Source organism: Clostridium sp. OM05-6BH (assembly GCF_003481635.1).
Taxonomy (GTDB): Bacteria; Bacillota; Clostridia; order Lachnospirales; family Lachnospiraceae; genus Butyribacter.
In genome coordinates, this window is sequence record NZ_QULH01000007.1 from 43,779 (window position 1) to 56,955 (window position 13,177).

The following is a 13,177-nucleotide window of genomic DNA, read 5'->3' on the forward strand; positions in this document are numbered from 1 at the left end:
GCCCTTCTTTATGTTTACATAAAATGAAAAATAATGCAAGTATTATTCTACTATTATTTAAGTATATAACACATTATTTCTTCTCTACACCGAGCGTAACTTTCTCGCCATTGATGCTCCATTCTTTGGTAAATCCGGAAACTTCATCATAGGTTACGCCATCCGCCAGAACATCTGAGCAAAGACTCTCCTCGTTCTTCTGCACGATATCTTTCACCTTGTCATTGTCCTTAACGTACAACTGAATGTGATCCATCACCTCGAATCCGGCATCTTTACGCATGGTCTGTACTTTACTGATAACCTCGCGCACAAAACCTTCCTCTAACAGTTCCGGAGTCAGGTTCGTATCCAGTACAACAGTTACTCCGTGATCACTGTCAGATACATAGCCTTCCATCTGTGCAGCCTCGATCAACAGATCTTCTTCAGCGAGTGCTTCGTCAACGCCCTCTACCTGGATCGTCAGAGTGCCTTTCTCTTTCAATTCTGCCATAGCAGCCTGTCCGTCCAATCCTGCAAGGATTTCACGAACCGCATTGATGTTTTTGCCAAAACGACGTCCCAGCGTCTTAAGCTGTGGCTTAAAGCTGTAGGTCGTGAGTGCACTGACATCTTCGGTAATCTCTGCTTCCTTGACATTAAGCTCGTCCTTGATAATGTCAAGGTAGAACTGTGACAACGCCGCATCTGCTTTGACAAACATCTTACCGATCGGCTGACGGTTCTTGATATTTGCAGTGTTACGACATGCACGTCCAAGTACAACTGCCTCGAGTACAACTTCCATATCTGCCTCAAGCTTCTTGTCGATATGCTCTTTCTGCACCTCAGGGAAGTCGCACAAATGTACACTTTCCGGCGCACTTGCATCCAATGAGCATACAAGATTACGATAAATATCCTCTGTCATAAATGGGATCATTGGTGCTGCAGCTTTGGCAATGGTTACAAGCGCTGTATACAATGTCATGTATGCATTGATCTTATCCTGCTCCATGCCCTTTGCCCAGAAACGGTCACGGCAACGTCTTACATACCAGTTACTCATCTCATCCACAAATTCCTGCAATGCTCTGGCAGTTTCCGGAATCTTGTAAGCTGCTAAATTATCATCCACAGCTTGAACCGTACTGTTCAAACGTGACAACAGCCACTTATCCATAACGGCAAGATTATCGTAATCCAATGTATATTTTGTCGCATCAAAGTTGTCAATATTAGCATATAATACGAAGAATGCGTAGGTATTCCAAAGAGTACCCATGAATTTGCGCTGTCCTTCCTGCACTGCTTTGCCATGGAAACGGTTCGGCAGCCACGGTGCACTATTGATATAGAAATACCAGCGGATCGCATCTGCGCCGTATTTTTCAAGTGCATCGAACGGATCCACTGCATTTCCCTTAGACTTACTCATCTTCTGACCGTTTTCATCCTGTACATGTCCAAGGACGATAACGTTCTCATAAGGCGCCTTGTTAAAGAGCAGTGTAGACTCTGCCATCAAAGAATAGAACCATCCACGGGTCTGGTCTACTGCCTCAGAAATAAACTGAGCCGGGAACTGTTTTTCGAAAAGATCCTTATTCTCAAATGGATAATGGTGCTGTGCAAACGGCATTGCTCCACTATCAAACCAGCAGTCGATCACTTCCGGTACGCGCTTCATTGTCTTACCACAGTCCGGGCAGGTAAATGTAACGGCATCAATATATGGGCGGTGAAGCTCTACTTTGGCATCTTCCGGATTACCACTGCGCTCAGCGAGCTCTGCACGGCTTCCGATGGACTCCTGCTTGCCGCAGCCTTCACATTCCCAAATATTTAATGGTGTTCCCCAATAACGGTTACGGGAAATACCCCAGTCCTGAATATTCTCCAGCCAGTTACCGAAACGTCCGGTTCCGATCGACTCCGGAATCCAATTTACGGTATTATTGTTGCGCACGAGATCATCACGCACTTCTGTCATCTTGATGAACCAAGACTCACGTGCATAGTAAATAAGTGGTGTGTCACATCTCCAGCAGTGTGGATAATCATGTTCAAACTTCGGTGCTGCAAAAAGCTGTCCTTTCGCATCCAGATCTTTCAACACTTCCGGATCTGCTTTCTTTACAAAAAGTCCGGCAAATGGCGTCTCTGCGCTCATCTCACCTTTCTCTGTAACAAACTGTACAAATGGAAGATCGTAGTTTCTTCCAACATTGGCATCGTCCTCACCAAAGGCAGGAGCGATATGCACGATACCGGTACCATCGGACATGGTTACATAAGTATCACAAGTCACGAAGAAACCTTTCTTGTGCTGTTTGTCTGCGCACTCTTTGGCACAAGCATACAATGGCTCATACTCCTTGCGCTCCAGATCGCTTCCCTTATAAGTCTCAAGCACCTCATAAGCAGGTGTATCACTGTCTTTATCTGCCAGGCTTCCTAATACGTTGTCTGCTAATGCTTCTGCAAGATAGTACGTATAACCGTCTGCTGCCTTTACTTTAATATAAGTATCCTCTGGGTTTACGCAAAGCGCAACGTTAGATGGCAGCGTCCAAGGTGTTGTCGTCCAAGCCAGGAAATAAGCGTCCTCGCCAGTCACTTTGAAACGCACGATAGCGGAGCGTTCTTTCACTAACTTATAACCCTGTGCCACTTCCTGTGCAGACAGTGGTGTACCACATCTTGGACAGTAAGGAACAATCTTAAAGCCCTTATATAATAGCTTCTTATTCCAGATCTCTTTGAGTGCCCACCACTCAGACTCAATAAAGTTATCGTCATACGTAACGTATGGGTTGTCCATATCAGCCCAGAATCCAACCGTGCCGGAGAAGTCCTCCCACATACCTTTGTATTTCCAAACAGATTCTTTACATTTCTTAATGAATGGCTCCATACCATACTCTTCGATCTGCTCTTTGCCATCTAAGCCAAGCAGTTTCTCTACTTCCAGCTCAACCGGAAGTCCGTGAGTATCCCATCCCGCTTTACGTGGCACCATATAACCCTTCATCGTCTTATAACGAGGAATCATATCCTTGATAACACGAGTCAGAACGTGACCGATATGCGGCTTACCATTTGCGGTAGGCGGTCCATCATAAAACGTGTAGGTTGGATTTCCTTCACGTGCTTTCATGGATTTTTCGAAAATCTTTTGGTTGCGCCAAAATTCGCCAACATTTTTCTCTCTGTCAACGAAATTTAAGTCTGTTGATACTTTTTGATACATTGTGTTCTCCTTTCCTCAAAAAGAAAAGCTTCCGTCCCCAAACAGGACGAAAGCTGTAATTTCGTATAACCACCTATTCTGCTGCACAATAATCTATGCATGACCCATGTAACGGTGGGCACCGACGGTTTGTACTGAGATCTGTGATCCGTTCCAGCCGCAACTCGGAAGTGATGTTCGCGATCATAGGATACTCCGTGTCCGGCTCACACTCCCCCGGACTCTCTGAAACATTTCCCCTAAGGCTACTGTCTTCGTCATCGTCTTTGTAATCTAACCTTAATAATACTGTGCGATTTTTTCTTTGTCAAGGCTATTTCTGCTTTTTTACAAATATATGCCATTGTCGGCTCCATTTGAGCTGGGACAATGAACTATTTCAGTTTTTTCTGAGAATACACGCTGTAAATGGTCTTTTTCTTGCCATTTACGGTTACCTTTTTGTAAGCACGCACGCTGTAATAGATCTTTCCCTTCTTTTTTAATACTTTACGCTGTTTGGCACTTATCTTTACCGTGCACTTGGTTGTCTTCGGCTTTTTGACCGTCTTTACCTTTTTCCACGCAATCTTACCGGCTTTTTTGCCTTTCTTAACAACCTTGCAGTACACAATATATCCATTTGCGTTCTTGCTCTTTGTCCATTTAAGATTTGCCTTCTTTTTATTTTTTGCAGCCTTGGCTTTCTTAAGCGATGCCTTGGCAACCTTTGGCAGCGGCGTCTTCAGATTTCGATGCAATGCCTTTGCCACGATCTTTTTGACAGACTGATTGTTCAAACGGTCCAGGGCACCCCAAGTTGTGCCACCCGCTCCCTTAAAGGCTTCATCATCAACTTTGGCAGTATCATTGATCGTGATCGTTGTGATCGTCGATACATTCTCGAAGGCATTTTTCTCAATTTCTTTTAATGTCGTTGGCAAATACACTTTAGACAGTTTGCCGCAGCCGGAAAAAGTTCCTTCCGCTACCGAACTAAGACCATCTGAAAATGTCACCTCTTTAATCGATGCACAAGTAAAGGCATATTTTCCAATGGTATATGGTGCAGAAGACTGTATTGTCACTTTGTCCAAATTGCCACATCCGATAAAGGCGCGATCACCGATCGCTGATAACGAACCCTTGAGTGTCATTGTGTTGATGTGACAATTCTTAAATGCTTCTGTTCCCACGATCCCGACATCTTCCATATAAAAATCCTGAATACCGCCCGAACCCTCGAACGCATTCGCACCAATCGCATCTACCCTTCCATAGAAATAAAAGTTGAGCGTCTGTGCTCCGGAATTTTGAAAACAATTTTTACCGATCGTTCCAATACGTCCGGTCTTGCCGAGTGTCACGCTGCTAAGCGCTGCGATCGTAGCATAGGCCCCATCTCCAACACTGTCCACCTGTGCGTCGATCTGAACTTCTTTCAACCGGCTATTATCAAAGCAATGACTTCCCATTGTCTTAAGCTGCATTGGCACACCCAATGCCGAACCGCTGCTGACAATATCTTCTGCTGATATTTGTGCAGGATCATATCGATATATATGTTCTACCGCACAAGAAGCAAAGGCTCTGTCTGCAAAACTTGTTATCGTATCCGGCAAATAGACATTCACAGCCTGCCATTTGCTCTCAAACGCGCCCGCCGGCGTTGTTGACCATTCGCTCGTATGACTTCCGATCGCCGTTACGGTATGTCCATCGATCACCGCCGGAACGATCACATCTGCCGCATTGGTTTTCACTTCGGTGATCGTTGCCGTTCCATCTTCATTGACAACATACGCAAAATCGCTGGTTTCCTCTGCTGCGCTCACCTGCACGAAGGTGCTTCCACCGCCTAAACCGGCAACCAGCGCAAATACCACCAGCCACGCCGTTAATTTCTCCCACTGTTTCATACATCTACCTCGTCTTTCTGTTTGTAATGTTCAATAATATATTGATACATTGTGCTGACTGCCGGAGCCATAAACTCCGAGTTCTGTGTGGCGAGTCCAACGATTCTGTATGCTTCAGGCTTGATCGGATAGCATTTCACCTCATATGGAATGTCTTTCATGACCATTTCCGGCATAATACATATTCCGAATCCATGTGCAACCATAGATACCATGGCAAGATCATCTACAACATGATACTTGGCATGTACATCCAGATCACTTCCTTTCAAAAAGTTCTGTATATCTGCATCTGTAGACTCCCGCTGCGCTACAAACGGATACGTCTTCATCTCGTCAATCCCAATGTATTCACCATCGCCGTGCCGCTCCATATTTTGGGGCATAACGCACAGCAGCGGATCTTTGTACAATGGAACAATGGAAAGATCACCTGCACTTGATGCCGACAAAAATCCCATATCCACCACACCGTTCTTGATCCAGTATACCACATCGTCATATGTTCCTTGAAGTACTTCTATCACAATTCCCGGATAAAGTTTGTGAAACGAATGCAAAATATCCGGAATCCAATTAGTACAAGTACTGGAAAAGCAGCCCAGCTTAACGGTTCCCTGTTCTAAGCCGTTAAACTGCGCCACTTTCTGTTGTAAACTCTCGTTGCTATTTAACACTGCGTTAACATAGGGGAGCAGCCGCTCCCCATAATCTGTCAATGTGACGCCGGATTTGCTGCGGTTAAGCACCGGAAATCCAAGTTCTCCTTCCAGCGAAGCAACCGCGTGACTGATCGCAGATGGCGTCAGCCCCAGTAATTCTGCTGCTTTACGAAAGCTCCCCTGTTCCGTCACTGTTTTTAATACCTGATACATTAATAAAGTCATAGCCGTTTCCATTTCTGCGTTCCAGCTTGGCTGTCGTTTCCTGTGAGTTCTATCTCAGATCCACACACAACTATCTGGAACACTTAAACTGCAAATCTTCCCAACGTCTGTCAACTTCTTCCTGAAATTGCTCGATCAAATGCTCATTGCCTTTTTTGAACAAATGCTTGAAACGTCCCTGCTCACGAAGAAAATCCTCAATCGGCAATTTTTTCTTAGGCTCATAAGATAAGATCCACTTACCATGATCTACCTCGAACAACGGCCAATAACATGTTTCTACTGCCAATTTGCATATCTTCATCACTTCTGCCGCATCATAACGCCATCCTCTTGGACACGGCGTCATTACATTGAGAAAAGAAGCACCTTCTGTGTAAATTGCCTTTTCTGCTTTTCGGTGAATATCTTGAAAATTCGTAGTAAAGGTTGTCTGTGCCACATATGGGACATCATGGTCTGCAATAATGCTTGCCAGATCTTTACGGTTCTGCATTTTACCATTAGACTGCTTGCCAACCGGCGTTGTCGTTGTATCTGCATACATCGGTGTCGCCGAAGAACGCTGAATACCGGTATTCATATACGCTCCGTTGTCATAGCAGACATATACCATATCATGCCCACGCTCCATTGCACCGGATAACGATTGAAAACCAATATCATAAGTTCCACCATCGCCGCCAAAAGTGATGAATTTATAATTAACATCTTCCGGCAGTTTACCGCGTTTTTTTAATGCTTTATATGCTGTCTCAACACCACTCAACGTAGCTCCGGCATTTTCAAATGCGTTATGAATATAGCTGTCTTCCCATGCCGTATACGGATACATGAAAGAAGATACCTCCAAACATCCTGTTGCGTTACCGATCACTGCCTGATCTCCCTCATGCAGAGCGCGAAGTACGGCACGAACAGCAATCGTCGCTCCACAACCCGCACACATACGGTGTCCCGGTGCCAAACGCTCCGGCTTGTTCATCATCGTTTTTAATGTATAATCACTCATTGTCGTTCTCCATTCTATTTTTCATACTGTTAACGTAAACGGATGTACTGATGCTGCGGAACTTCCTTGCCATTTTCTACCAGATCCGTAATTTCCTCAAATACAGCTTTTGCATCAGATATGGTAAAATCTCTTCCTGCCAGTCCGTAAATATAATTTACTGCCTCGATCATTACCTTCTCGCGGAATAATCCAGCCATTACTTCCTGACCGAGCGGTCCATTGTTACCGTTATAGCTTTCACAACGATCCAAAATAGCCACTGCCTTGCAGCCTTTGAGTGCCTTTGCGATTTCCTCTGCCGGGAACGGACGGAAAACACGAAGCTTTAACACACCAACTTTTTTCCCTTGCTCACGCAGTTCATCCACTGCCTCTTTTGCCGTTCCTGCTGCTGAACCCATGATCAATATGATATAATCAGCATCTTCTGTGCGGTACTCCTCAAATAATCCATATTCTCTGCCAGACATTGCTGCAAATTTTTTGGCAACTTCCAGAATGACTTCTTTGGAATTTTCCATTGCAATTTCTTGATTTTTCTTAGCTTCCATTGCATAGTTGCTGACTGAATATGGTCCAACTGCGATCGGCTTGCCCGGGTTGAGCAAAAACTCTTCCGGCTCATACTCGCCAACAAAATCTTTTACCAGCTCGTCCTCTAATAACATGATATTTTCCACCGCATGACTGGTGATAAAACCATCCTGACAGATCATGATCGGCAAATGTACTCTGGTGTCTTCCGCAATTGGATACGCCTGAATAAAATTGTCATACGCTTCCTGATTATTTTCTGCATATATTTGGATCCAGCCGGTATCTCTTGCGCCCATTCCATCGGAGTGATCACAGTTGATGTTGATCGGGCCGGATAAGGTACGGTTGACCAAAGTAAGTGCTAGCGGCAGACGATTTGAAGCTGCTAATAAAAGTTCCTCCCACATCAACGCCAATCCGGCGGAAGATGTTGCCGTCAGGCTTCTTGCTCCTGCTGCCTCAGAACCAATGGCTGCACTCATGGAGGAATGCTCACTCTCTACCGGAATAAACTCTGTATCCATTTCCCCATTCGCAATATAAGTAGATACCATCTGCGGAATCTCCGTGGATGGCGTGATCGGGAAAGCCGGCATAACATCCGGGTTGACTTGACGGATCGCATAGGAAACCGCCTCGTTACCTGACATACGTTCTTTGATCGCCATTATACATTTCCCTCCTTCATCTCAATTGCTCCAAATGGACATACATTTGCGCAAATACCACATCCTTTGCAATGATCCATATCAAATGCCAGACGCTTGCCATCGACAACCGGAATACATCCATCCGGACAAGTCGGTGTGCACAGCAGGCACTGTTTGCATTTGTCAGCTACATATACCGGCGTGTTAGTACGCCATTCTCCTGTGTTAAACAGTTTGGACGTACCACCGGCAAATACCATCAATCCCTCTGTCAGATCCTGATGAGGTGTCTTTTCATTGATTTTGGTAATATCGGTTCTCATCTCTTGTTCTCCTATCTTAAACTCTATTCATTTTATTGATGCTGCAGGCTGTGTTGCTGATGCTTTCTTTCTACATTCGCAGTGCTGTCGCCTACATCAATGCTTCTACCGCATCAAACGCCATTTCCAGTGCTTTCATGTTACCATCGATCACTTCCGGCTTCTTTGCAAATTTATGTTCATAAGATGCCCGCATCTCTGTAATAAATTTGTCACGAGGCATCACCTTGCTTACTGCGACAATAGCAGCTAACATCGGCGAATTCGGAAAATTCTTGCCCAACGCATCCACCGAAATTTTACGACCATCCACAGTGTACACATCACCCTCATATCCTTTGAGATGCTCCATGATCTCCTCTTTAGACTTTGGTGTGTTTACAATGATCGCACCCTCTTTCTTAAGACCTGCTGTGACGTCAACAGACTCTAACAGCGTCTCATCCACAACGACCACATAATCCGGATGGTAAATATTTGAATGAACGCGAATCACATCCTGACTGATACGGTTGTACGCTGTGATCGGCGCCCCCATACGTTCCGGACCATACTCCGGGAATCCCTGCACATTCTGTCCTGTCTTAAACGCAACATCTGCCAGCAAAAGTGCTGCAGTCTTAGCACCCTGTCCACCTCTGCCATGCCATCTGATTTCTATTCCATTCTTCATGGTGTCCTCCGTCTCGTGAATATTTTTCATGTAATTGTTCATTTTTTCTCAACAATACTATTATATAGGGTGTATCGAAAAAGTAAAGCGAGAAAGTTTCTTTTCTTTCACTTTGCAGGTGAATAAAATTCACCCGTGCACCTGTTGCGAGTTTTCTTGATACTGGTATACTATTGGTAATAGTGTCTGCACATATATGAAGCGGCTGTTATCACATATTCATAAGCCGTACTATCGCATTTTTACCGCAGAGCAAGGAGGATATTTATGAGCAAAGTAAAAAAAATCGTACTTACCGGTGGCGGCACAGCCGGCCACGTCACCCCGAATATTGCATTACTCCCTGAGCTAAAAAAACAAGGGTACGATGTACATTATATTGGTTCCTATGAGGGAATTGAACGCACATTGATCAAAGAGCAGGGGATCCCTTATTACGGGATTTCCAGTGGTAAACTTAGACGTTATATTGATGTCAAAAACTTAAGTGATCCTTTTAAGGTAGTAAAAGGTCTCGGTCAGGCAATTCGATTATTGGGCAGAATCAAGCCGGATGTTGTGTTTTCCAAAGGTGGATTTGTGTCTGTACCTGTCGTATTGGCAGCAAAGTTTCGTCACATTCCCTGCGTGATCCATGAATCTGATATGACACCGGGTCTTGCCAATAAGATCTGCATTCCATGTGCGCACCGCGTATGCACTAACTTTCCAGAAACGATGAAGCATATTCCGGCAGAAAAGGCTGTACTAACCGGCTCCCCGATCCGCCAGGAGTTATTTAAGGGAAGTCGCGAAAAAGGCCTTGCATTCTGTGGTTTTGATGATACAAAACCGGTTCTTCTGATCATGGGTGGAAGTCTTGGTGCCGTAGCAGTCAACGATGCTGTCCGAGGCATATTGCCGGAACTGTTGCAAAAGTTTCATGTGATCCATTTGTGCGGTAAGGGCAAATTAGACGACTCGCTAAACGACACAAAAGGATATGCTCAATATGAATATATCGGACCGGAATTAAGAGACCTTATGGCCGCTGCCGATATTTTAATCTCTCGTGCCGGCGCAAATGCAATCTGTGAAATTTTGGCACTGCGCAAACCGAACATTTTAATCCCGCTGTCTGCTGAAGCCAGCCGCGGCGATCAGATCCTTAATGCTGCTTCTTTTGAAAAGTCCGGTTACAGCGTTGTAATACAGGAAAAAGATGTGACCAACGAATTATTGCTGAAGACGGTAAATGACGTGTACACGAACCGAGAACAATATATTCACGCCATGGACAAAAGTCAGTTGAATAATTCCATTGAAAAAATCGTGGGATTGATCAATGAGGCGCGTAAGCATAACCGCCGTCTGAACAGAAAACAGAAATGAGGATAACGAAACTATGGCACTACCAAATGATCCAATGATATTACTCAGTTACGTCAACACCCAGCTTAGGGACTTCTATCCCTCTTTGGAGGAAATGTGCAAGTCCCTGAGTATTGAGCAGGAAACCTTGTGCAAAACACTTGCCGGAATTGATTATCAATATGATCCTGCTAGGAATCAATTTGTATAATAAATCGTCCGGCAATAGTGGAGCATGCCATTACTATGCGCAAACATTAGGCAGTAGCGGACTTGTCATAAGCAAGCATTACGCAGTAATGATCTTACCGGAAATGTCGCGTGAAACCCACATGGACATTCCTGATCCGTGATTTCCAAAGGGACGGCTATGAAACCCGAAGCGGTGGTAAAAGCTGTCCCTTTTATATGCTGCCATCAGGCTGACCATAACCGTTTCACCGTCCATCACATCTTTCTGAATGTAATCCAACACTCTGCCGATCAGTTCTGTCCCAATATGATACCCTTGATAGTCCGGATGCACAATGACATCCGTAATAAAATATGTATATCCACCATCACTGACAATACGTGCCATTCCTACAGGACGTTCTCCATCCATCGCAACACACAAATAAAAAGAGTGCTGCAATGCAATAGATGCACGTTTTTCTGTGACTTGTATCCAGTCAACTGCCGCACGCAGTGCATTATAATTTTCTACCGTGATATTATTTGTAAATGTAATTGTAGATTTCATAGTCATCCTCTTTTCTGTATACTCATGCCTACAGTGTATCGCAATCATAATCTTTTCACAAGTCCCCAAATATATTGTCTATTTTACACTCCGGATGCATACAATGAGAATAGTAATAGTTTCCGCATAAGACACTTGCCGCAAAACAGTGTTCTGCGGACGCAAATTGATTTCAATGCAGGAAAGGGAGAAAGCACCTATGAAACTCATGACCAGGCAAATCCGCACCAGTCTGAAAAATTGTCACAGCGATATGCAGTTGACGCTCGAGGATGACATTAATGTACCTGACAGCAAGCCCGATATTGAACACATCATTAAAATCCAGGGGGAGATCCATGTACAAGAAACCTCAGCTGAGACAGATCGCGCCATTATTCGCGGTCAATTAAGCTTCTCCCTCCTTTATTTAAGCGACGTGGATTTTCGCCAAATACATACTATGCAGGGACAGATTCCTTTTGAGGAAAGCATCAATTTAGAGAACGCCAACCCAGATCAGGAAGTTCACTGTCATTATGATTTGGAGGACTGCCGAGCCAGTCTCATCAACTCGCGCAAGATCAGCGTTCGTGCAATCCTAAGTCTTCATTGCTGCCAGGAAGAGGAACACATACTCGCCATCGGAACCGGCATTGTTTCGGACGATGCAGTGCAGGCAGAGATGGGCGATCCCACCCCGCCGGCCGGTGTTGAACAACAACTGGCACCTATGTCCGTTACCACAATGACCTCCCACCAAAAAGATCTGTTTCGGATCAAAGATGAAACCTCGCTGCCGAAGGGAAAACCAAGTTGCGAAAATGTATTGTACTATGAGCTATCCACGCAGGGTCTTGCAACAAGGCTCGTTGATGACGGTATCCGGATCACCGGCGATCTTCTGATATTTGTTTTATACACCCCCGAAGATGATGAGCGCAATTTGGAATATTTTGAAACTGAATTGCCATTTGACGGCATCGTCTCTTGTAGTGGCTGCCACGAAGATATGGTTGCTGATATTGAAATTGTTCCCGGCAAAAAATCACTGGAATGCCGCAGCGATGAAGACGGCGAAATGCGCATCTTTGATGTAGAACTTTCTTTGCTGCTGGATATCAAGTTCTATGAAGAAGAACATTTCGACTGCTTGCAGGACGCCTACTCCACCTCCTGTGATCTTCGTTTGACTAAGAGCAATTCGCATGCCAAACAATTATTGCTCAAAAATCAGAGTGCAGTACGTGTTTCGGACCACATCAAAGTCAATCCCGAAAAGGACAACATTTTGCAAATATGCAACGCTACCGGAACGATCCAAATTGATGAACAAACCATTGTCACGGATGGTATCTCTATCGAAGGTGCAGTAGAACTGGATATCCTATATATCACCGAAGATGATCTGCATCCGCTAAACGTATTGCAGGCAAGCATTCCTTTTCAACATACCATTGAAGTACGCGGCATTTCTCCGGAAGATGATTACGAACTGCAGACCGACATCAGCAGTATCAATGTACTCATGCTCGACCGTGAAGAACTGGAAGCTAAACTTGTATTAAATCTCTGTGTTCTCGTCTTTACTGAATGCTGTAACGATGTTGTGACTGACATCGAAGAGCATGAAATTGACATGGAAACCTTTCAACAAATGCCGGGATTAGTTTGTTATGTAGTACAAACCGGCGATACACTATGGGATATTGCCAAACTGTTCCGCACCACCACAAATGACATTCGCACAATCAATGAATTAGAGTCTGATGCTGTCACTCCCGGTGACAAACTGATCCTCTTAAAGCAAACAGACGGTATTCTTTAGTGTTGCGAAACATAACTTGAAAGCCTATCAGCATATCTCAGAATAATAAAGAGTCAACGG

The 13,177-nt window shown here is 44.6% G+C and carries 11 protein-coding genes; 3 read left to right on the forward strand and 8 right to left on the reverse strand.

Annotated elements, in window-relative coordinates; genetic code table 11:
- Window positions 1-73: 73 nt before the first annotated feature.
- The 7 genes from ileS to DXB73_RS07935 all read right to left on the reverse strand — a co-directional run bounded on the left by ileS (window position 74) and on the right by DXB73_RS07935 (window position 9,218).
- Entirely contained in the window at window positions 74-3,235 is a 3,162-nt protein-coding gene (gene ileS / locus DXB73_RS07905) for an isoleucine--tRNA ligase (RefSeq protein WP_118690720.1), read from the reverse strand.
- Window positions 3,236-3,609: 374 nt separating this feature from the next.
- Window positions 3,610-5,133, reverse strand: coding sequence for a leucine-rich repeat domain-containing protein (locus DXB73_RS07910; RefSeq protein ID WP_118690721.1), 1,524 nt, complete (start codon window positions 5,131-5,133; stop codon window positions 3,610-3,612).
- Window positions 5,130-6,020, reverse strand: coding sequence for a LysR family transcriptional regulator (locus tag DXB73_RS07915; protein ID WP_118690786.1), 891 nt, complete (start codon window positions 6,018-6,020; stop codon window positions 5,130-5,132). Before DXB73_RS07915 ends, DXB73_RS07910 begins: the two co-directional genes overlap by 4 nt.
- A 70-nt stretch (window positions 6,021-6,090) precedes the next feature.
- Entirely contained in the window at window positions 6,091-7,032 is a 942-nt protein-coding gene (locus DXB73_RS07920; protein WP_022026021.1) for a thiamine pyrophosphate-dependent enzyme, read from the reverse strand.
- A 29-nt stretch (window positions 7,033-7,061) separates the two neighbouring features.
- On the reverse strand, window positions 7,062-8,240 hold the full coding sequence (gene porA, locus DXB73_RS07925) for a pyruvate ferredoxin oxidoreductase (protein WP_118690722.1): 1,179 nt from the start codon (window positions 8,238-8,240) through the stop codon (window positions 7,062-7,064).
- Complete coding sequence (locus DXB73_RS07930; protein WP_022026018.1) at window positions 8,240-8,545, reverse strand: 4Fe-4S binding protein; 306 nt, start codon at window positions 8,543-8,545, stop codon at window positions 8,240-8,242. The genes porA and DXB73_RS07930 overlap by 1 nt, the downstream gene beginning before the upstream one ends.
- A 91-nt stretch (window positions 8,546-8,636) precedes the next feature.
- On the reverse strand, window positions 8,637-9,218 hold the full coding sequence (locus DXB73_RS07935) for a 2-oxoacid:acceptor oxidoreductase family protein (protein ID WP_022026017.1): 582 nt from the start codon (window positions 9,216-9,218) through the stop codon (window positions 8,637-8,639).
- A 267-nt stretch (window positions 9,219-9,485) separates the two neighbouring features.
- On the opposite strand from DXB73_RS07935, the gene DXB73_RS07940 reads away from it, so the two are divergent.
- Together DXB73_RS07940 and DXB73_RS07945 are read left to right on the forward strand one after the other, a co-directional pair.
- A complete protein-coding gene (locus DXB73_RS07940) occupies window positions 9,486-10,589 on the forward strand; it encodes an undecaprenyldiphospho-muramoylpentapeptide beta-N-acetylglucosaminyltransferase (RefSeq protein WP_118690723.1) in 1,104 nt (367 codons plus the stop codon).
- Window positions 10,590-10,602: 13 nt separating this feature from the next.
- Entirely contained in the window at window positions 10,603-10,779 is a 177-nt protein-coding gene (locus tag DXB73_RS07945; protein ID WP_022026015.1) for a DUF4250 domain-containing protein, read from the forward strand.
- Window positions 10,780-10,857: 78 nt separating this feature from the next.
- On the opposite strand, the gene DXB73_RS07950 is transcribed toward DXB73_RS07945, so the two are convergent.
- Window positions 10,858-11,310, reverse strand: a complete 453-nt coding sequence (locus DXB73_RS07950) for a GNAT family N-acetyltransferase (RefSeq protein ID WP_182448270.1) — start codon at window positions 11,308-11,310, stop codon at window positions 10,858-10,860.
- 199 nt (window positions 11,311-11,509) lie between these two features.
- On the opposite strand from DXB73_RS07950, the gene DXB73_RS07955 reads away from it, so the two are divergent.
- Window positions 11,510-13,117, forward strand: coding sequence for an SPOCS domain-containing protein (locus DXB73_RS07955; protein ID WP_182448269.1), 1,608 nt, complete (start codon window positions 11,510-11,512; stop codon window positions 13,115-13,117).
- Window positions 13,118-13,177 lie beyond the last annotated feature (60 nt).